The following is a 21839-nucleotide window of genomic DNA, read 5'->3' as shown; positions in this document are numbered from 1 at the left end:
CCCTAAGCCTCAGCATAGCTAACAAATCCATTATTCCCCACCCCTTTATACATCCTCACCAACTTATCCAGAGATAATGGATACTTTACCTTCTCTATGACTTTATCTTTTACAAAATAATCCTCAATATCTTGCCCTTCATTTAAACACAATTCACCTAAAGTCCTCAAAGCGCCTTCCAACTTCCGCTGTGAACCATGTAATTTGGGTAATAATTTTTGCATAATCACCGCATCAATCACCTCATTCTCCGGCCAATCCGGAATAAGCTGATTCGCAATAGCCACAAAAGCATAAATCTCACTCGCACTCCGGTATCCAAACTCCGCTCCCACCTTCTTCAACTTATTGAAAAAATCAAGTAGCGTATCCGTCAAATTCTTATTCTCCTTCAGTTGCCATTTTTTATTCTTAGCCATTTCCACAAAAGCCTTCCCCATACCCGCTCCTTTCCCCCGGATATTATTTAAGTCTATCGGAGTTTTATGCTCTAAGAAGCGCTTCATTTCCTCCGAAGTAACCCGGAACTCAATCACATTTGCCCGGTCTAAAACTTTCGGACTGAACATATAAGTCGTCTCGTCGATGTTCACCGTTCCCACAATAAACAAATTAGCGGGTAAGCCTACTTGGCCAGGTACTTTACACCCTTTCCAAATCTCTGTTTCCGGATGCAAGGAAATACGATCCTGTGATTCCATCACACTCAGGAAATCAGCAAAATAGCGTTCCACATGGCTCAGATTCATTTCGTCCAGAATCAGGATATAAGGTTTCCCGGCATTCTCCGGTTTATTTGCCTCTATTAACAAATTCAACACTCCATTATCCGGAAGTACATATTCCCCTTCATTCAAAGCATTCGGATACCCCAGCAAAGCCTCCCGGTTTGTCCAATCCGCTCCCACCGGGACAATACACATCTGTTCCGCCTTCTCACAAATCCATTGAGCAAACACCTGAGCTAATTTTGTTTTTCCGGCCCCCGCCAATCCTGTCAATATCACAAACGGCTTCGCCAACAAAGCCGTCACAAACCGATTCAACAAACGATCCTCAAAGAGCAAACCCGTCTGTTGCAAATCACGGCTTAATACATCAATACTAAAATTTATACTTTCTGTTTTTTCCATTGGGGTTGCTCCCATTAACTGTTTATACTCCTGAATAATTTGCCGCAAATCATCTTCCATACTCACATAATCCAAGGTTGTGGAAGTATCATAAACCTTAAAAACATAGGATTGACCATAACGCTGTGGAACGACACCTGTTTTGGAAAAATAAGACTTAACCGTTTCAACCTCTTTCCCTAAATTCCAATTCAATTTGGGCTTTTTAGTTTCGCTTACACAATAAGCCAATATCAGCTTATTATACTCCTTAAATAAAAGATATACAGGGTAAATACCATTACTTGTCACTTGCCCAGGATACAAAAAAGATATCCAAGGAATCTGAGCAATAGCCCCTTGTCCGAAACTGATCTCAACAGCCAATCCCTGATATTTCCGAGCATAAAACTGAGTTTTCAAATCATTTGTTTGGGCTTGCTTTAGAAAATGATCTAAATCAATAGCCAAATTCATTTCTTTGGAAACAATTTCAAACCCATTACTTTTTAAAATACTGAAACATTCGGTATCAGCACCACCATGAAACTCCTTGTGACTTAATTTCACTCCATTCCCAAAATAATTAGCATAGGAAAACACCAGTTTCGGTGGATATCGCAATCCATTAAAAATCAGATCATAAGTTGAGGACTGATAATGATTAGGAATTCCTCTTTCATTAATCTGCTGAATAGCTTTTAAAATATATTCACGGGTAATATTATCTGGGATAGGCATATTAATCAATTTTGTTAATTGAGTAAAAATAATTTATATATGTAACTTTTGTACAACTTCATATTCCAAGTAGGATCAGTTGAATTTTCCTATCACTGTATCAGAAAAAAATTAACTACATTAATGCAATAACTTAAATTTAGATAAGTCAATCACACATCTACATTCAGACCATTCGCATTCATTACTATTATCTGTTGGAATTTTATCTTTTAAAGCTATCGCTGGGATAACATAAGGTCCCTCCATGGCCGATTCTTTATCAATATCAACGCCTACCCAACAATAAAAAAAATAGGAATGAAAATTCTTCTGTGCCATTAACCACTCCGGCTTAGAAATATAAAATCTAAAACTATCTATTTTTATTGACTCGGAAGATTTCACTTCAATCTGAATTTTATCTTTTTCCAAAAATGTATGACAAAAATATTTCCCACGAATAGATTGAATATCAAAACCAAAATGATCATCTATTCTGGCAGCCCATTTTACAAAAGACTTCTCTGGTCGATAACCATCATTCTTTACTCTTTGTAATTCATAGATATATGTCAATTTTTCCCCAACATCACCTATAGCTTTTTTCAATTTTTCTTTATAATCCTCATACTTTTCTAAAACATTACTCCACCATTGATTCACTTCTTCATCAGAAAAATCAAACAATTTAGCATTATCAAGAAGATTAGTCCATTCAGGATCATCTTCAATTAAATAGTTTCTAAAGATATCTGGATCGGAATCATAAAAAATCAACCAGGAGAAATTATGATAAGACACAATATGAAATAATATAGCTCTTAAAGACTTAATGTTAGGGTCATCATTAGAACATAATGGTACTATTCTATTCTGAGATATTTCAGTAAGTAATATTCCTTCCTTCTTGATCGTTATCAATTCATAATCATGACATATTTTTATTCCCTGCTTTACTGGTATTGTACCTCCTAATTTCCCTGAGTTCTTAATTATTTTATTCAGCGTTTCCGGCAATATCAATTTATATTGAGCAACTAGATAAAGAATATACCATGAGGCTAGAATATGACCATACGTAATAGGATAATATTTAAATTTGCCTCTCATGACTTAGTAACATGCTCTTTTATTGCCACAAAATCTTTACTGTCAATCCCAAAATCGTCATCCTTAGAAATATCCGCAGGATCATAAGCTAAAGAGTGCAAATAAGAATCTTCCAAAACACTGCCCATTGCCTTTATTTTATCATTTAACCGTTGTATCAATAATTCGTCAATAGAATTTTCAGCGACTAAAATTTCAACTGTAGTATTTATAGTAGGGTCTAATCCAAGACGGTGAATTCTATCGATAGATTGTAAATAATAAGCAGCATTAAAATTTCTATCCAAATAAATTGCATTATGACAGACCTTATGTAGACTGATTCCTTCGCCGCAAGCTTGAGGATTAGCAATCATTATCCGACAAGAAGGATCATTTAAAAATTTACGTATTCTTCCTTCTCGATTAGCCTCATCTTCATCAGAGCCAGAAGGAATTCCCCCAAAAATAGTTACCGGATTATATTCTTTAAATATTTTTTCTAAAATCAGAATATTTCGCACAAAATAAGTCCATATCAATATTTTACTACCCGGAGCATCGATGAATATTTCTTTTATTCTGTGAATGAGATATTCAATTTTTGTGGGTTTTTCGTACTTTTTATAATCCTCTAACAACTCCCAATAATCGACAATTTTAGGTTTAGGTAAAATGCTCTCGCCATACTCATCCCGTATGGCCAACAACATTGGATTTGTAGCAGCCTGTAATAACTTAACCACACTTCTTCCCACTTTTCTAAAATTATACAGAGTAGGTCTATCCATACCTGCCATAATTCTAGCGGCTTCAGACTTAAAAAGTTTATACAACTCAGCTTGAATTGGCCCCATTGGTATGGAAGTGTATCGTACAATTGGTTCCTTCAGACCTAATTCATTTTTTGTAGTCCTTACAAAAAGTCCCTTTATAGCTTGATTTACATTAATAATAATTTGACTCTCTTCTCCCTTTATTAATTTTGGAGAAATAATATTTTCTCCCGGCCACAAATAATCGAATTGAGGTTGCAAGTCTTCAAAACTTTGTGGCATTGGAGTACCTGAAAGTATCTCTCGTCGTTTCGCTAAATCTGCTATTTTAATTATTTGGTTATAGCTCATATTATTAACCCCACTTTTCACCCTGTGGGATTCATCCAAAATTAAATGGATTTTGTTCTTAATAAAAAAAGGAATCAAAGACTTTATATCTCGCCTTAGTTTTTCATAATTTATTAAAACAACATCAGGGTTCTTCGCTTCAAGCAAAGAAAAATGATCAAAATATTCTCTGTGAAATCTTTCAACATTTAAGGTCTCTTTTCCAAATATGTCCTCAATTTCATCTTCCCACGAAATAAATGCATTTATAGGAGAAATAACCAAAAGCTTATTAACAACACCTAATTGCTTCAATACAGTATGTAGGGCTAAAACAGTAGTCGTTTTTCCAGCTCCTGGTACTGAGAAATTAGCACCATGTCTTAAATTCAATAAACTAATAGCATCACGTATCTGTTCAGCCTTTAGTGTTCGTTTAAAACCTGCGTTAATCAAATATTCCTTGAAACATTCTTCATCAATATCCAAATTAACAGCTCGTTCTTTTATATTTTTTCGATCGATAACAACTTCTTGCAATAATTTAGCTGTAAAATCATCAAAAACCATAGTTACTCCTGCTTTCTTCAGAACATAAGCAACACTATTTATCCCCCTTCTAAGTTCAAACCAAGGCAAATAAAATTTTTTGTTCTGATATTTAAAATCATCCGAAAGACCAGAACAAATTAATTTTAAGCTATTTAAAAGCTTCTCATCGTTTCCATTTAAGACAATAGTAGCTATTAGAGTCTCCGGATTAACAACAATGTTTGCATCCATTATTTAATCTTTAGACAAATCAATTTCCGACAATAGACTAGTAGCCACACTTATAATTTCCCTTAATTTCATCTTCACACTATCTAATTTTGCCGTATCCTGATCTATTATTAATCCATGCAATTCTCTCAAAGCATTGCTAACCCCGTTATATACAGCCTCCGCATCTCTTTTTTCCTTATTCTCAGCCTGCACATCTGCAATGGTATCCGTTAATAAATTCGCCGTTTCATCTACATGTTCTGAATTATCAAACATTTCTTCTCCTTGAAAATCTTCTCCGATTAAACCATCTATAAGACTACTTTCTCCTGATGAATTAGCTTTACTATTAACAGTATTATCAACCTTTTGTTTTTCCTTTATTTTCAAACAAACATCATCAAAATGCTTTATTAGGGCCATAACATAATTATAAACTCTCCCAGCACTAGGCCTTTTCTCTATTAAAGTAAAAACAGCATTTCTTAAATTACTCTGAGTAACGGAGTCATTATATTTTTTTATAGCTTTTTCCAGTTGTTGAAAGACTTCTTTTGCATCATCCAATTTTGAATAATCATATGCACCAGACAAATTTTTCCATAACAAAAAGGCATCTATTAAATCTAAAATTCTTAATTTTATCCGTAACTCTCTAATCTCCAATCGCAAATTACTTGCTAATTCTTTCTCTGTAAAACCTAATTCCTCAGTTCCTCTTCTAATATTTCTTAATTCATTGATCCAATGATATTCTTCCCTAAAATCCTGTGATATCTGCAATTGTTGTTCTAGGGCATAAATATCTCGGGGAGTCGTATCTTCAGGAAGGACGACACAATCTATATAACGTTCGTCCAAATATTTTAAAGCAGCAGTTCTTCTATTTCCATTTACTAAGAAACCATCATAAGTAATAATGCAGGGATCATCCTGTTTTCTTGTTTTTAAATCTTCCAACAAATCTTTCCCTTTAGTTCTTACCATTTCCAGCAATATCTCCTCCTGAGCTTCCTGGACATAATAAGATTCGGGATCATTAAAAAAATCTTTAGATAATGCCTTCTTTCGTATATAAGCTAACTGTTGAATTTCTGTCCTAGAGTTTTCAATCCGGAACATAAGAAACTCAGAATCTATAGATAATATTTTCCTATGGAGTGGCTTTCCCCGCCATTGTTTTATAGTATAGTAATTCTTATTAGAACTATCCTCCTCCGCAACCTGTTTAGATTTCCGAATATATTCTATACGTTCTTCTCTAGTCTTCATAAGCTTTAATTTGAAAGTCCAATAACATAAATTGGAATAGTTATAATATCTCTGAATAACTCTAATTCACCGACTAACCTCTGATATTGAGCATAATTTGTTCCCATCTTTTTTGCTTCAATTGAATGAGCAACATAAATTACTCCAACTTCAATGGAATTCCGACTATATAACTCCATCAATTTTAATAAATCTGCATAAGTTCTTGCAACATTACCAAGCTGAAAACACACTCCTACACCCGATTTCTTGAAATTAATAGTGAGTTTAGAATTTGCAACTTTAATTTTATCTCCCCATCCCATCTTATTAAACTTCTCCGCGACATATTTTTTTATTTTTGCTGGTTTATCTCGACCAAACTGCAAATCATTATTGACAATTTGCTCTAATTCTTGAAATATAGATTCTTGTTTTTCGAGAATTTCAAGAGCCCCTTTATAATTAAATCGATTACAAATTTTCATTATTCAAAAATTCTTCTGGTATTTGTGAAAGTTTAGACTGCTTGTTATCATAAATAGGGGTACCTATTTCTCTCACCTTCAAATTACCTGTTAATAATTCATTAATTCTCTCTTTACCTATTTCTATATATTTATTCACTTTTTCAATACCAACTACGTTCCGTTCGTTTTTTAAACTCGCTATTATAGTTGATCCTACCCCTGCATAAGGATCTAACACCCAATCATTCTCATTTGTCAATGCCAAAACACATCGTTCAACCAATTCAACCGGAAATTGGCAAGGATGTTCCGTTTTCTCAACATGATTCGCTTTTACATTAGGAATATCCCACACTTCATTATCCCAATCTTTTTGCAATATTTCCCATATATCTGAAGGGTTTTTTCCTTTAGGATTACTTGAATATTGTCCTTTTTTAGGTCCTTTAAAATATTTTTTTCCTGGATATTTTGAAGGGATCCTAACATCATCCAAATTGAAAGTATATTTTTCCGACTTTGTAAACCACAAAATTGTTTCATAGCGACCTGAAAAACGGTTAGAAGAATGTAAACCGTGCCCAAATTGCCAGATAATCCTATTCCGCAAAAAAAGACCATGTTCCTTAAAAATATTATAATAAAATATATCTAAAGGAAATACTTCCCCCTTTTTAATAAAATTACCAACTTGCCAACAAATACTGCCCTCTGGATGTAAAACACGAATCAACTCTGCTATAATTTGACTTTGTTCCTTTAAATACAATTCTATCGACTTCTTTATTTCATATTCTTTACCAACATTATAAGGTGGAGAAGTAATAATAAGTTTAAATTTACCCTTCTCAATTGTCCTTAAATATTCTAAAGAATCTCCTAATATATAATTATAATCTGCCATAAATCGCCCTAATAATGTGAATATATTCAATAAGCATTCTTTTTAACTTAAAATCATCTTTGATTCACTAATACCCTATTTATCAGAGATGGCTTCAAATTTACTAAATTATATTTAGCTTATCAACTTAAGTTTTAATAATACACATATAATTGCAATTCTTCATATCTAAATAACATTTATAAATAAATTTTTAACAAGATTGCTATCACTTTCCAAACATCCAATACCGAAGATAATCTTTCAATACCTTCACACCTTCATCTGAAAATCACACCGCTATTTCATCCACTAGCTAATGGTATTCTTTTGCAACTCGACCAATTCTCTGTATATCATCGGACTTATTTCTATAAACCGAACAACTTTCGATTGGTATAAATCATTTTCCTTTATCTCAGACACCGGCACATAAAAATGTTGACTCGCCCGGTCCACTACGTCATCTCCAAGTTTTTCTTTATAGCTGTCTACAGCATAAGGCAAAGGGTTATCCATCAATTTTTTCCGGTTATCATCCAAAGAATATCCATCACTTAAAAGCTCATAAAACCATACTTTTTCAGTATGAAATTTCTTCGCCTTCAGTTCTACCTTGGTAAATACTAAAATAGCAGTTTTTACCCCTGTATAAGGTTTAAATACTCCTCCTGCAGGAAGCGAAATGACAGCCTCTAACTGGCAATCCATTAAAAGGGCTTTCCGGATATCTATATTCGCTTTACTGCTTCCGAACAAAACCCCTTCGGACACAATCACCCCTGCTTTCCCTCCCGGCTTCAACATATGGATCATCCGGTCGATAAAAAGTAATTCAGTCTGGGGACGGCCGATCCGGAATTTATCACTCATATCCGTAGTCGCAATCCTTCCCGTAAAAAGAGGATTAGCCATCACCACCGAATATTGCTCATCCCCTTCATAACTATCATATTTTTTAGAAAGAGTATCCATATGCTCTATCTTAGGAACAGAAATATCATGCAGGATCAAATTCATCAATCCAATTCTCACCATCGTTTGGTCAATATCAAAACCATAAAACGTTTTCTCTTTCAACTTCTTCCATACCTGATCTTTAGTAATTCAGTCTCCTAACGTCCTTCGTTTAAAACCATTCTCATCCTCATGCAAATGTTCCGAAGAAGTATATTTTGTCAGAATATATTGATAGGCTCCTAATAAAAATCCTCCCATACCATAAGCCGGATCACAAATCTGATCCGTAATATCCGGATCAACAATTTCAGCGATCAACTGAATAATATGGCGCGGTGTTCTGAATTGACCATTTTTTCCTGCTTGCGCCAATTCATCTAAAAGATATTCGTAAACATCCCCCTAGGTATCCTGAAATTCCTGCCCTTTATCCTGTTGTTTTTTGATTTCCTCATAGATTTAGTCGATGGCCTTCACGGCCTCATCCAACAACAACGGACTTGTAATCAAAAATACGGCATTCTGCATAGACCGGGAATAGGGTTGTTCTTCTCCTTGGAGATTTTTGATAAACGGAAAAACAAACTCTGTCACTCGTTCCAACATAGCCTCCGAACCCAGCTGTTTAAACTGACTCCATCTTAACTTTTGCTTATCTATTGTATTCTAGCTATATATTTCCAAAAAATAATTTCCTCAACCTCCTAGAACAAAAATCCGACTTTTATCGAAATAGAATGATGACGTAGTTTTTCTGCGAATTCAGCCCTAAAAAGGGAATTTTCGTAGTTTTTCAGGCGTTCCAGTTTTTGCAGCTCGTACCCCAATGCCAAAAATATTTTTTTATTTTCCCGAAGGGTATATTGTAAACCGACAGAAGGATTCAGATAAAATCCCCCGTTGGCATTGGGGTCAGGAGCAAAACTGTAGCCTGCACCACATTCCAGATAGGGCGTAAATTTCCGGGGAGGTAATAGGGTGAATTTTGCGGTAATAAATAAAGGTATTAATGTTTTTTCGTAAAAAGATAAACCCGTTCCTATGCCTGCAGAAAATCGTCTGCCGATAGAATAATATCCTAATAGCGACCAAGTAAAAGGTGTAGATTCCGGTGTACTCAGGGCAATTCCTGTTCCGATAGTAGTACCAAAAATGAAATGCCCTCCCCGTTGTGCTTTTGTCCCCAAAACAATAAAAATAATCAGGGATAAAAAGATGTATTTTTTCATCGGATGTTTACTGTTATGCGTTTTATAATATGAAGAGCAGTGGTCAAGCCGGACAGGTCTTTATCGATTTTACCAGAACTGCCGTCCGGACTACTGTGACCGACAAGAAATGCTTCAAATACTTTTTCACCAGACAATAAATCCACAAAAGCTGCATACACGATTGCCGGTTGTCCGCTCCCCTCCTTCCCCCCGGAATAGTTTGTTTCCCCCTCCCTAGCAGATTTGGGATAAAAATCATTGAAATCTGTAGAATGATTGAGCTCTATTTTTACAACAAACCGCTTTGATAGATCTTTCGGACGAAGTTTTACCTCAAAGTCTCCCTGAGGCGTAGCTCCGGAAATACCATCCGCCAAAGGACACCTCTTGGTTGGCAAATACAGTCCATCGTCGTATTTTACTCCACGGGTATAGCACCAGTGCGGCAAAGCTTCTTTCCGACGGTTTCCTCCCGCAATCCTCCAGGACTGCGTGGCTATTTTATGAGTAACATAAACTGTCGAAAAATAGTTTCCCGCGGTGTCCTCTAACCAAATGGCAAGCTGAGGCGGATTTTTCTTTTTAATCCCTAAAACCACCGGAAAATCATGTAACCATTCTTCCCCCTTCTCTATACGTATTTGTACATCCCCTCCTTCGTATTCAAGCAATTCTGTCTGACAAGCATAAAGGAGTAATAAATAAATCAAGGTCAATAATCCCATTTTTTTCATGTTTACTTTGTTAATTTATTATATGTTACCAGATAGGAACATTTGGATTAAAAAAATTTATAATCATAATTCTTTACCTCAAGTAGGTATCAGTAGGATAAAATTTATTTTCTTCTGTCTTTGTGAGTAAGCTTACTTTCAAATTTTGGAAAATTATACTATTCTTATCGAAAATACAGCATGTTTATATCAAATCCGACAAAAATACCGGGGAAATACAGAACAACCTCCGAAAATCAATGCTTTTTCCGATCATCTGCAAAAATTTTATCAATTAACGTTTCTATTCCCTCGTTAATCTGTTCCCAACCAGAGTCGCCGTCGAGGGCAATCCCGTTATAGACTGGACAAAATTCCTCTAACATAACCAAATAAGTAATAGAAGCCGTCAGGATAGACGCCATTACAGCTATCTCTTTTTCTGGAAAACCTGTCAGGCGACTGACTTTTTCAATCAGCTTTAAACCGGTTCTTTCCCGTTGCTCCCTTATTTTTACAATCATTTCATTCTCAGAAGACAGTTCCCAGCGATAAAGTCTTTTTAAAACAGGATTACTTCGCAATTGTTCAATCTGCCTGCGGAACATTGTTTTCAAAAATAAAGGCAATTGGGAACGATCAGGAAGTTCCAAAGAAAAATTAATCCAAAAATCATGCTGTCGTATATAAGCTGCCATAAGTCCTTCTACTGAACCGAAATAGCGATATATTAAGACTTTGGAAACTCCGGAACAATTGGCTACCGCATTGATACCAATTTTTTCAAAGCCGTTTTCGGCTATCATCTCTCCTACTGTCTTTAATAACCGCCTTTCGGTTGCCTGCCGGTCTCTTTCCGTGATTATATTTTTTCCTTTCATTTTCATGTCTCTATTCGGACACAAATATATGTTACCTAGTGGAAACATCCAAATTTATTTTTTTAAATTTACAAGTAATGCCCAGGAACAAAGGAGGATGTTCTAATAAAAGAGCTATAGATAGGGAGGTTTATCAAAATACATCGACATATGACTCATGTAAATAATAAAATCCTGATCAGAATAAATTGTCAATATCATTGATTTCAGCCGGAATATTATAAATTTGTGCTATCAAAAAAAAACGATGAAACAAAAAGTATTATTTCTTTTGTTAAATGATTATGCGGACTGGGAAGGAGCCTTTCTGGCCTCTTCGCTAAATGCCGGAGTGATGCCGGGTAGTGAGGTTAAATTTACCGCTTATACTCTTGCTCCCACTTTAAATAAGGTACGTTCGTTGGGCGGATTTCAGACATTGCCTGATTACAGTTTTCAAACCATGCCCAAGGATTATGCCGCATTGATATTGATTGGCGGAATGCAATGGCAATCCCCTGAAGCGGAACAGGTAGTACCTCTCGTACAAGACGCTCTCCAGCGCGGGAAGATTGTAGGAGCTATTTGTAATGCCGCTTCCTTTCTGGCAGCCCACGGTTTCCTGAATCAGGTAAACCATACGGGAAATACGCTTCCGCAATTGAAATTGTGGGGAGGGGAACGCTACACGAATGAAGCCGGATACCGGGAAGAACAAGCCGTCAGCGATAAAAATATCGTGACAGCCAACGGAACGGGCTATTTGGAATTTACCCGCGAATTATTGTTATTATTACAAGCGGATACTCCGGAACGAATAGAAGCCTCGTACGACTTCAGTAAGAACGGTTTAGTGAAATTCACCAAAGAGCATTAGATAAAATATTTATCGTATTATTCCGATTCTCCAATTATTACGAGGACTCTGCTGTCACCCTATAAATAATCCTCAGGTATTTGTTATGCCTTTATTGGTTTTACAGTCCGAGGGCATGCCGGAGAAACATATTGGCCGGAAACCCACATAAAAAGTACAGCAAGTGTAAAACCGGATTTAAAGGATAGAAATTTATTTTCTACCTAAATCAGTCCTCTCTTTCATTATGGAATTCCCGTTTCCTTCTGAAGCTTCGGATAAACATCCATCAAGCACTAAATCTCGCCATTTACCCAAATGTTTGTAGGAATTTAAAGCCTCAAATTTATTCATTATCAAAACTCCCCTTCTATTTTGGTCCGGTAAATGTTCTATATTTCAGGAAAAGAGTAATTTTACAACCTAGAAAAAGCAGAATGTCATTTCTTTCGTTTATTAAATTAAGCATGAAAAAGTTAAATTGGAACACAGTCAGACCCTTCATTAAAAAATACAGAGTAAGAGATTATCTTCGCCAGTTCAGTATTGTGGCCGGAGGGGTGATCGTTACCTTCTGGGGAAGTGCTTTAATTACACAACACGCCCGTCAACAAGAAGTGCGCTCAACCATGCAATTGGTAACAAAAGAATTGCAGTATAACCGTGAAGCCCTGCAAGGGATAAAAATGCTGACAAATCAAGATATACATATGAGTTTATTGCTGATAGAGAATAACCTGGTTCTTTCAGGTATTCCGGCAGATACTTTATATACCTATAAAAAATTCTTCTCTAATTTAACTAATTTCCATTATAGAAACGATGCATTAGAAGTATTGAAAGGTTCTTCGCTAATGCAATACATTTCCGATAAACAGTTGTTGCAGAATATATTACAAGTATATTGCCGACTAGAAAACATGCAAAAAAATATTAATAATTATTATTCGTTAAAAGAAAAAACCCTTCAGGATCTCTTCTTTTCCAGAAAAAAAGAAGATCTTATTCAAACTTTAAATAAAAAAGATAATTTTTTTGACAATGTATCCTACCTGATGAATCAACCTTCTTTCCTCAATTACGTGGTAATCGTTCCCAGTTTTTTAAATTGGCAGGAATTGGAAAAACTGGATCAAAACTTAAATCAACAGATTTGTATTCTAGAAGAAAAATATTAATTTTAAACAGAAGTTTTAAAGGTCACTGCTTATAGCGTAGTAATAGAAAGTTTTTTATCGAAACTCTGTAATTAGACAGAAAGGCTTAGTGAGGATTTATCGTTAAAAACAGGTGGAAAAAAACGTATAAATTCAGGTTGAAATAATCAGCTGGCTTTTTACATAAGAATCATAGGATGGGGCCGTAATTTTCGAGTGACTGATTATACCTAAACAAATAATACCATGAAAACAATGTGGCAGAAAAAAATAAAATTTCTCTTTACCAATCGAAGATGGGGGGATTTCGCATGCAATTTTACGGCCGTAATACTAGGTATTATGCTCACTTTTATGGGAAACGCCTGGATTAAAGAACGGAATACACAACGCGATGTACAAAACACCCTTCAGTTAGTAAAATCAGAGTTACAGACGAACAGAAACACAATTTTATACGGGAAACAAAGAATAGAAGCGGAAATACATGCTTCGCAGTTTCTATTGAAAAATAAGGATCATCTCTCTTCTGTATCGAAAGATTCATTGAATTATTATTCCAATCTGCCTTTCCAAACCTCTTTTATCACTTTTACTACAAATGCGTTGGAACTGATGAAGAATTCACTACTCTTTCCACAAATAAAAGACAAGAAATTAGGATTAAGTATTATTCAGGCTTATGCTTCTATAAAGGTAGCCGATATATTGTACACCAATTATCAAAATTTAAAAAAAGAAAAAAACGAACAATTGGATAAAAATCCCAAAATCGCACAGCTCTTTACTCAAAAGCTTTCTTACGACTTGTTGTGGAACTATTTGTTGACAACAAACGAAGGGTATAATTTATTGGTCCAGATTCCCAACATTGTAACACCCGAAGCCTTTGATTCTTTATTAGATGAGATAGATGCCACCATACAATCAATAGAGGAATATAAGTAATCCCCCCATATGAAAAAAGAAGTAACAACAATTCGTTTGATTTACCCGCAATGGCAAGGCGGTGACATTGCCCATTGGATTACAGAAGTAAAAAATCCGGAAAATGCATCGAGAGGGTATACCCTGGGAGCTCAATTATTAAATTTCCTGGCTCCGGCCAATGGACAGGAAACGCTGACAGTTCCTATCTCTACTGATACGGTTGAACGCAAAGAAACAGACGGTATACTGGACCGGGAGGTGATTGTCAAGCAAACAAAGGTTGCACTGGGTATGTTGCAGATTAGCAAACCCGATAAAATAGTAACATTTGGTGGAGAATGTTCAGTCAGTGTAGTACCGTTTACTTATCTTGCTGCAAAGTACCCTCATGATGTAGCCGTGATTTGGCTCGATGCCCATCCCGATATCACCTTGCCCGGTGATGTTTATTCCGGCTATCATGCAATGGCTATAACAGCCTGTATGGGTCTGGGTGATAAAAAGATTATGGCCGAATTACCGGCAAAAATCGACGCGTCAAAGATATTGCTTGTAGGATTACGGAATTGGGAACGGGAAGAAATCAAAATCCGGCAGGAGCAATATGGAATAAAGTATCTTTCGCCTAAAGATGTCTCCCAAAACAGTGACGCCATCAAGGTTTGGTTAAAAGCATGCGGAGCATCGAAAGTGGTTATTCATTTCGATATGGACGTACTCGATCCTACTGAAATTATCGCTGCTGTGGGTACGGATCCTGATGGAATGAAAATGGAAGAAGTCATCCGAGTAATAAACGATATTGCAGCGGAAAAAGAATTGGTCGGTTTAACTGTCGCAGAGCCAATGCCTCGTACAGCAATCCGGATTAAAAACATGTTACATCAATTGCCTTTGCTAAAATAGAATACGTCCCGAGGATTTTTCTTTGATCACCCGAAATTTCGTATTGGCAGAAAGTTCCCCTTGACGATACCTCGATTTCTTTAGGTAAGAATATGTAAAAATATCAATCTTATGAATAATATAAGGAGCAGTATTTTTATCCAGGAAAATATAAAATATTTGTAAAGTCAATAAAACGAAAGAAGTCTTTTAAAGTAAAACTTATCTCAAATAAGAAGGCAAACGGAAGGCACATCTAAAATATGAAAAATTACACATTAGGGCACGTCCCTAATGTGTAAAAATAGACCTTGGGGACGAGGTAATAATTCAATACCCCTGCTTTTTTATCTCGTTAATCAGAGATGCCGTTTTGCTTTTACATTCTTCAAACTCCTCTATAGAAATCAACGAATTTCCGGTATAAACGAACAACCTGAAAGCATTATCACGGAGAGGTATATTGTAAAAATCATAAACAGTACCGTTTGTCCATTTTTCAAGGTTATTTTTATCTATACTGTTTATCATATGATCTATTCCATTTCCTTTAATATTGGAATAATTATTCAGTTTACGACTGATCAATCCGATGATTCCGTACGTCTTCGATAATTCACTCAAAAAATCTTTATCTTTTATATACTGCATCAAAAGGGACGATTTAAGCACTTCATACGAATCGGTAACTATAGCCAAAGAGTGTTTATCCCCAATGACTTTTCTATATTTCCAGAGGGTATCAACCGCAATATTCTCTATATGATCCATATTTTGTCGTATAAGACCATATATCCTCTGTTCGGTTTCCCATTTCTGCTGTGCCCACTCGATCTGATGCAGATTTTCTTCCAATTCTATTTTAACAAGCGTCAACGCCCTTTTTACCTCTGCCTGCTTGGCTCTATCAGATAGAATATTGGTAATCAAAAGCGTTATCAATACCCCAATAATTACAATAGATAATTCCCTTATATAAGGGACCAAACCTAATCCTCTCCAGTTATTGTTGTTTTTCTTTCTCATAAAATACAGCCTGAAATAATTTACATTATAAACCCCCGGAATGTCAGCCTGGATTTATGCCATTTTTATGCATGAATCCCTCTCTTCCTCATTCGAAGTAATCACAAATAACTGAACGACAGAGTTTATTACCTACTGTTATTCAAATGATTTTTAAATACTTCAAAGTATTTTAATTGTTCATAACTTGGCTTTTATGCTCTTCTTTCGGCTGTCCTTCAGCTACTCTTAAAGAGTATTCCATTAAAAATGAATAAATTTTAGCCTCCTAATCACAAGCACATTTTCACACTTTTTCAAATTGTGATACTTCTTGATATCTTTATAATCTATACAAAAAACGTCTTCATTAATCGTCTATCATTTTTTTTGCTAAATTATATATTTTTATTTTTCTCATCAAGCTAAAGATCTAATAAATATAAATTACCGAAACGAGATATTGACAGATAAATGTGTGAATCCTGATATAGCCAAATGTAGCTATATAGGGAAGTGATAATGAAGTCTTATACATTTTAATGTATGGGGAAAGTAAAGGTGACAGATATAGAATTTTACTCTCTTTCATCTTGAATTCGTTAATCATCCGTTCGCATGGCGGTAAATATAGGAGTGAATCTCTAGCAATAAAGTAAGCAAAAAAATTAGATGAATGGCGTGCGCTTTAATCCGCTATATGTCAGCGTTAAACGGTGCATTGCCCTCGTTGTTGCCACATACAGCATACTCCGGTCGATCTCCGAATGATAATTCTTATCATCTATTTGTGGGATAATTACCTCATCAAATTCCAAACCCTTTGCCATGTGTGCAGAGGTGATAACAATACCCTGCACGAAAGCTGAACTTTGGCTTGACAGGAAATGAATATCAGTAATTTGTAATTTGTCTACCATTCCGCGGGCTTGCGATTCGGTTTTGCAGATGATCCCCAATGATTTATAGAAGGATGCCTGATAAGTGAGAATTAAATCTTTAATAGCCGATAACTCTTCTTTCTCATTATTAAATTGTAGCACATGCGGCTTCTCCCCATGTCGTGCAACGGGTTCAAGTTCGGTATTTATCCGTATCTTCTGTGCAAAATCAGTGATCTCGCAGGTGGAACGGTAACTCTTACACAACTTCATCACCTCGCCCGTAACAAGAGCTTTCCGAATCATATCCGCAGTAGACGAACCATAAGGATTGACGGACTGACTTGCATCGCCCAGTATGGTTTTCCGGCAGGGGAATAATTTTTGTATCACCTTATACTGTATAGGTGAATAATCCTGCATTTCATCTATCAACAAATGTTTGACACTGTTTTTCGTACCTCCTTCCAAAGCAATATGCAGATAGGCTATTGGTGCTAAATCAGCATATTCAAGCGTGCGGTTCTTCCGCATCTTAAACATCTCAGGCTTACCCATCCATTCAAAGAAATCTTTATAGACTTGCAGGTCATTATTTCCGGCAAACATTCGTTTTATCTCTTTTTTTAGGAAGTTTCTTTCGGCAGTCGTCACAGTAAAAGCATATTGTACTTTCATCATATCAAGCATATATTCTGTCATAGCCTCAAACCGTTGGCGCATGGGATAGCGATTGAAACGATGAAATTGCTCTTCGATAAATTCAGCCGGAACGGTGATATATTGGGTCAGTTTCACATCTTCCGCCTTAAAGTAGTGATTTTCGATATGCAGAATGAAGCGATCCAAACTTGAAATAAAATCAAAAGAGGATTTATATTGTATTCGTTCAATAAAGTCCGGGACTGGTTTTGTCAGCAATTCGTTCACCTGCTCAAAGAAACTCAGGTATTTGTATTTGTGATCCAGCACTTCGGAAAGTACCTGTTCCATACTGGTTTCGGGTACGGTTTCCTCTCCCAATTCGGGCAGGACGTTGGATATATAATCGGCAAAAACCTTGTTCGGGGAAATAATCAAAATGTCTTTTGAAAAGATACTGTCCTTAAAAGTATACAGCAAATATGCGATGCGGTGCAGGGCAATAGAAGTTTTGCCCGAACCTGCCACACCTTGAATGATTAGCGTACGGGATTCTTCATTGCGGATTATTAGGTTTTGTTCTCGTTGGATGGTGGCGACAATATTCTTCATTTTATCATCTGCATTGGAACTTAATTCTTTTTGCAAAATATCATCGTGAACGGTCAGGGCACTTTCGATCATAAACTCCATTTTGCCATCCCGAATTCTATACTGGCGTTTCAACGAAATATCCCCTTTTACCTCTCCCCATGGAGATTGATAAAAGGCTTCTCCCAACTCGTAATCATAGAACATACTCGAAATAGGTGCTCGCCAATCGTAAATTAAGGTCGTCCGGCTTTCAGAATCGTGAAAGGTGTGGATGCCAATGTAGACGGGGATTACGGAACAGTTCTCGTTTTTCTCCTGAAAATCGATCCGACCGAAATAGGGAATATCCACTATTTTGGCAAGTCGTTTACGCTTGTCGATTACGCTTTCACCTATGGCAAAATGATTCAGGATGCTTTCACGCATGGAACGTATTTCGTGCGGATCAATATCTTTATTGTTCCAAAGGTAGTCTTTATACGCGGCCAATGTATCAACATGGTCTTTCACGGATGCATCAGTATGGCTGATTATCTTCTTCAGCCGACTGATTATTTGCTGTAGATAGCTTCTTTCTTGCTTCTCTGTTTGATTGAACACCATAGTAATTTGTTGCTAAAAGATGAAAATAGAGCCAAAACGTGCGCAAAATTACGGTAATCCCATAGAATAGAAAATGGCTATTTATAGCTATATATCCATAAGTTTTATATCTCTGCATGCTCAAAATGAACGATATGGATATTCTTGAACTTGCCCGACATAATCAACAAACTGCTTGGAAAATACTAGAACATACCGGCATTATTCCGGCAGGGGGGCGCATTGGGGCAACTGTTCATCTGTTAGGTTCGCTAAAATCTGGTCTGCTAGCTAAAAGTAGGGACATAGATTTGCATATTTATACGGATAGACTGGATATTGCAGAAAGTTTTTCCGTAATGCAAAACCTTGCCGAACGGTTATCTTTGAAGGAAGTTCATTATAAAAATCTGATTCAGACAGAGGAAGAGTGCATCGAATGGCACGCCCTATACGAAGACGAGGACAGGAACGCATGGAAGTTTGATATGATCCACATCCGTAAAGGTTCAAAATATGATGGTGTAGTGGAAAAAGTAACTGCTGCCATTGTGAACCGCCTTATCCCTGAAATCAAGCAAACCATTCTTCAAATTAAATTTGATATGCCTGATAGCGTAATGATACCGGGCATAGAAATCTATCAGGCTGTCTTCGTAGGTGGTGTTCGCCATTACGAACAACTTGAACAATGGCGAAAAAACAATCCTCTGACAAACAGTTTGGATCGGCTGCCATAATCAATAGAGAATACCCAAACTTTCTGCCCGGTTGATGGCTTCGATTACATTATCGACATTCAGTTTTACCAATATATTCTTGCGGTGGTTGTTGACTGTGTAAATACTAAGGTTCAGTTTATAGGCAATCTCCTTACTCAAAAAGCCTTGCCGGATTAATAAGAGTATTTCCTTTTCCCGCTTGGTTAAGCGCTGGTCTGCTGGAACGACTGCCGATGCAAGTATTTCGCCTGTTTTCCGATTGATAACCGTTCGCCTGATTCTCTCCGTAGGCGTTTGGTCAGGTGAGAGATCCATCACTCCCATAATCATCCATGCCTTTCCGTTCCTGTCTTTCTGAATGACTTGGTGGCGACTGATTACATTCACATATTCCTGCCGGGCATTCAGCATACGAATTTGGAATATCTGCTGATAATCATTTCTCTGTTCCTGCGGAAGTGAATAGATAAACTGCCCGTGTTCAATTTGGTGTTCAATGAGTTGCGCCCGGTCGTCCGGATGAATCCGTTCTTCCAATAAATCGCCTTGCTTTCGAATAGTCTTGATCCAGGTAGGGTTATATCCGAAGATATGCGCAAAGTTATCGGATGCAAAATCATATCGTTCTTTAAATACATCTACCGTAAAAATACAACTTTGGCTCATTTGTGAGAATACCTGTATAGAAGCCCTGCGTTCATTCCACAAATCATAGTCTACATCGAGCAAGCTAATCTGTTGCCTCGCCCATAATTCTTTGGGAGTTATCTTTTTGGTAGTCATACTGCAAAGATAATGGATAAATCTCTTCTTCATTATTTTTCTATTTGACTTTCTATAATGAATGCTCGTGGACTTTCAATAATTCATCGGAATATACTCAATGTATTGCACCCAAAGTAGACGGGATATCCCACTTTCGGACAGTTTTGAAAACGACTCTTCATTCTTCTTTCATTTGCCGACGAAAAGAGAATCAACACGTTTTATAAACCATTAAAAAATGAAAGTTTGAAAGAATTATTTCAGACAGTGAAACACAGAATCAATCACCCCAACTAATCACGCCTTATGAAAAGAACTAAAGAAGATTATCCGTCTTTCAACCTGTTTTCCGTTGTCGGCACATGGGAAAGTATTAATCTGAATCCTACGCTTATCATCTACCGGAACGATAAAGAGTACCTTCTTTCTATTATATATGTATCGGAAACTACCAAACAGGCTTCTCCTGCTACGTATGAGGTACAAAAAGATGGTAGTATCCTGAAACATGTAAACCATGAAGAGGATGTGCCACATATTCGTGACACTCCCTCCTTACAGTAACACACAATCTACTGCAGGGGGATTAGAATATGAATTGTGCACCCACCTGATACCCAACATATGCTTGTTGTAACTTCTCAGAGTTGTTTCCTTTCCACAGCGAATGATTCGGGAATACGTTTTCGGCATCCCTGTTTTTTGTCTCCATATAGTTGATACTTCCTCCACCAAACAATTCAAAATGTCGTCCGATTCTAAAGGCAGACAGAAGCAAATATCCGGCATTATAAACAGGATTGCTTAAGTCACACCCGATACTGGATACTTTAAGTTCATTATTGATTCTAAGCCACTTCAGAACAGGTATATGTGCTCCCAATCCGGCTTCGGCAACCAATCCGTTTTTCTTCATCTTGTGGTTATATCCTATACCCAAGATACCGTAGGTATATTTTCCTCCGGAACGGAACGATGCCACAGCGTTTCCTATCCCGTCGTAAGTAACGGCCATTCCCATCTCTCCGTTTTTGATGATGTTGATTAGCCCGATGGGGACATCACTGTTTCTGGCAATATTGAGCAGTCCGGCCCATTGAACTCCTTTTACATCATTGGCCACGTTGACTAATCCCGCAATTTGAACACCGCGTACACATGTGGCCGTATTAAACAATCCGGCTATCTGAAGACCATTGAACCGTCCCTTATTTACGTTTGCTAAACCTGCCCATTGCATACCCTCTCCGCTGTTACCGACATAGTTGGATAACCCTGCAACCTGAACACCTTTTGCATCACTAAGAATAATGTTCGAAAGACCTCCAAGCGTAAATCGCCTTTCGTTTTTGGATACACCCACTAACAAATTGAGTGAATAATCATTCGTATATTCTCTCGAATATCTTCCGTTAGTGCCTATGGGCGAAATAAAACTTAGCTGAAAGGATGATTTCTTGTTTCCATCGGTTTGAGCAAATACAATGTTACAAACAAATACGAATATCAAAATAAATGAAATTGGTTTCATTGTTAGTTTTTAATTTATTAATATTTAAATTCTACTGAATTTTTAACGAGGGGACAAAGGTGTTTTCTCTCTATATTCCCTTTGGGGAATGTACACGGAGGATACTTTTCTGAAAGTCAAATAAGTTCTTTTATACACGAGTGAAA

20 protein-coding genes and 1 pseudogene are annotated in these 21839 nt (G+C 36.6%); 6 read left to right on the top strand and 15 right to left on the bottom strand.

Annotated features, from left to right (window positions below):
• Positions 1 to 2: 2 nt before the first annotated feature.
• From HMPREF9449_RS03260 to HMPREF9449_RS03215, 11 genes and pseudogenes are all read right to left on the bottom strand, one after another.
• Entirely contained in the window at positions 3 to 1853 is a 1851-nt protein-coding gene (locus tag HMPREF9449_RS03260) for an MrcB family domain-containing protein (RefSeq protein WP_009135802.1), read from the bottom strand.
• 120 nt (positions 1854 to 1973) lie between these two features.
• Complete coding sequence (locus HMPREF9449_RS03255) at positions 1974 to 2945, bottom strand: protein NO VEIN domain-containing protein (protein ID WP_009135801.1); 972 nt, start codon at positions 2943 to 2945, stop codon at positions 1974 to 1976.
• Entirely contained in the window at positions 2942 to 4813 is a 1872-nt protein-coding gene (locus HMPREF9449_RS03250; RefSeq protein ID WP_009135800.1) for a DEAD/DEAH box helicase, read from the bottom strand. Before HMPREF9449_RS03250 ends, HMPREF9449_RS03255 begins: the two co-directional genes overlap by 4 nt.
• A gap of 3 nt (positions 4814 to 4816) precedes the next feature.
• Entirely contained in the window at positions 4817 to 6067 is a 1251-nt protein-coding gene (locus HMPREF9449_RS03245; RefSeq protein WP_009135799.1) for a ParB/RepB/Spo0J family partition protein, read from the bottom strand.
• Between the two features lie 5 nt (positions 6068 to 6072).
• A complete protein-coding gene (locus HMPREF9449_RS15755; RefSeq protein WP_009135798.1) occupies positions 6073 to 6534 on the bottom strand; it encodes a BglII/BstYI family type II restriction endonuclease in 462 nt (153 codons plus the stop codon).
• Entirely contained in the window at positions 6521 to 7420 is a 900-nt protein-coding gene (locus tag HMPREF9449_RS03235) for a DNA-methyltransferase (RefSeq protein WP_009135797.1), read from the bottom strand. Before HMPREF9449_RS03235 ends, HMPREF9449_RS15755 begins: the two co-directional genes overlap by 14 nt.
• Before the next feature lie 291 nt (positions 7421 to 7711).
• A pseudogene (locus tag HMPREF9449_RS16525) lies at positions 7712 to 8749 on the bottom strand (HsdM family class I SAM-dependent methyltransferase); the annotation flags it as partial.
• A gap of 69 nt (positions 8750 to 8818) precedes the next feature.
• A complete protein-coding gene (locus tag HMPREF9449_RS16840; RefSeq protein ID WP_222704614.1) occupies positions 8819 to 8965 on the bottom strand; it encodes a hypothetical protein in 147 nt (48 codons plus the stop codon).
• A gap of 98 nt (positions 8966 to 9063) precedes the next feature.
• On the bottom strand, positions 9064 to 9588 hold the full coding sequence (locus HMPREF9449_RS03225) for a hypothetical protein (protein ID WP_009135795.1): 525 nt from the start codon (positions 9586 to 9588) through the stop codon (positions 9064 to 9066).
• Positions 9585 to 10304 (bottom strand): hypothetical protein, encoded by a 720-nt coding sequence (locus HMPREF9449_RS03220; protein ID WP_040611188.1) that lies wholly within the window; start codon positions 10302 to 10304, stop codon positions 9585 to 9587. The genes HMPREF9449_RS03225 and HMPREF9449_RS03220 overlap by 4 nt, the downstream gene beginning before the upstream one ends.
• Before the next feature lie 236 nt (positions 10305 to 10540).
• The gene (locus tag HMPREF9449_RS03215) at positions 10541 to 11164 is read right to left on the bottom strand and encodes a TetR/AcrR family transcriptional regulator (protein ID WP_040611187.1); all 624 of its coding nucleotides are present in this window, start codon (positions 11162 to 11164) and stop codon (positions 10541 to 10543) included.
• 247 nt (positions 11165 to 11411) lie between these two features.
• Between HMPREF9449_RS03215 and HMPREF9449_RS03210 the strand changes: the two genes are divergently transcribed.
• The 4 genes from HMPREF9449_RS03210 to HMPREF9449_RS03195 all read left to right on the top strand — a co-directional run bounded on the left by HMPREF9449_RS03210 (position 11412) and on the right by HMPREF9449_RS03195 (position 14992).
• The gene (locus tag HMPREF9449_RS03210) at positions 11412 to 12020 is read left to right on the top strand and encodes a type 1 glutamine amidotransferase family protein (RefSeq protein ID WP_009135792.1); all 609 of its coding nucleotides are present in this window, start codon (positions 11412 to 11414) and stop codon (positions 12018 to 12020) included.
• A gap of 446 nt (positions 12021 to 12466) precedes the next feature.
• Positions 12467 to 13177 carry a hypothetical protein gene (locus HMPREF9449_RS03205; RefSeq protein ID WP_040611186.1) on the top strand — a complete coding sequence of 237 codons (711 nt, stop codon included), beginning with the start codon at positions 12467 to 12469 and terminating at the stop codon, positions 13175 to 13177.
• A 225-nt stretch (positions 13178 to 13402) separates the two neighbouring features.
• Positions 13403 to 14104 (top strand): hypothetical protein, encoded by a 702-nt coding sequence (locus HMPREF9449_RS03200; RefSeq protein WP_009135790.1) that lies wholly within the window; start codon positions 13403 to 13405, stop codon positions 14102 to 14104.
• A 9-nt stretch (positions 14105 to 14113) separates the two neighbouring features.
• Entirely contained in the window at positions 14114 to 14992 is an 879-nt protein-coding gene (locus HMPREF9449_RS03195) for an arginase family protein (RefSeq protein WP_009135789.1), read from the top strand.
• A gap of 309 nt (positions 14993 to 15301) precedes the next feature.
• Here HMPREF9449_RS03195 and HMPREF9449_RS03185 read toward each other — a convergent pair whose 3' ends face one another.
• On the bottom strand, positions 15302 to 15997 hold the full coding sequence (locus HMPREF9449_RS03185; protein WP_009135788.1) for a type II secretion system protein: 696 nt from the start codon (positions 15995 to 15997) through the stop codon (positions 15302 to 15304).
• Positions 15998 to 16644: 647 nt separating this feature from the next.
• On the bottom strand, positions 16645 to 18696 hold the full coding sequence (locus HMPREF9449_RS03180; protein ID WP_009135787.1) for a HelD family protein: 2052 nt from the start codon (positions 18694 to 18696) through the stop codon (positions 16645 to 16647).
• A gap of 125 nt (positions 18697 to 18821) precedes the next feature.
• Here HMPREF9449_RS03180 and HMPREF9449_RS03175 point away from each other — a divergent pair, with 125 nt between their 5' ends.
• A complete protein-coding gene (locus HMPREF9449_RS03175; protein WP_187118582.1) occupies positions 18822 to 19415 on the top strand; it encodes a phosphoglycerate mutase family protein in 594 nt (197 codons plus the stop codon).
• Here HMPREF9449_RS03175 and HMPREF9449_RS03170 read toward each other — a convergent pair whose 3' ends face one another.
• Positions 19416 to 20180 carry a LuxR C-terminal-related transcriptional regulator gene (locus tag HMPREF9449_RS03170; RefSeq protein ID WP_040611583.1) on the bottom strand — a complete coding sequence of 255 codons (765 nt, stop codon included), beginning with the start codon at positions 20178 to 20180 and terminating at the stop codon, positions 19416 to 19418.
• 288 nt (positions 20181 to 20468) lie between these two features.
• On the opposite strand from HMPREF9449_RS03170, the gene HMPREF9449_RS03165 reads away from it, so the two are divergent.
• Positions 20469 to 20726: a DUF3876 domain-containing protein gene (locus tag HMPREF9449_RS03165; protein ID WP_009135784.1), complete on the top strand. Its 258-nt coding sequence runs from the start codon at positions 20469 to 20471 to the stop codon at positions 20724 to 20726.
• 22 nt (positions 20727 to 20748) lie between these two features.
• Here HMPREF9449_RS03165 and HMPREF9449_RS03160 read toward each other — a convergent pair whose 3' ends face one another.
• Complete coding sequence (locus tag HMPREF9449_RS03160) at positions 20749 to 21693, bottom strand: hypothetical protein (protein WP_009135783.1); 945 nt, start codon at positions 21691 to 21693, stop codon at positions 20749 to 20751.
• Between the last annotated feature and the right edge of the window lie 146 nt (positions 21694 to 21839).

Origin of the sequence: Odoribacter laneus YIT 12061, from assembly GCF_000243215.1 — a bacterium.
Classification (GTDB): Bacteria; Bacteroidota; Bacteroidia; order Bacteroidales; family Marinifilaceae; genus Culturomica; species Culturomica lanea.
This window is presented reverse-complemented; position numbering and strand designations above follow the sequence as displayed.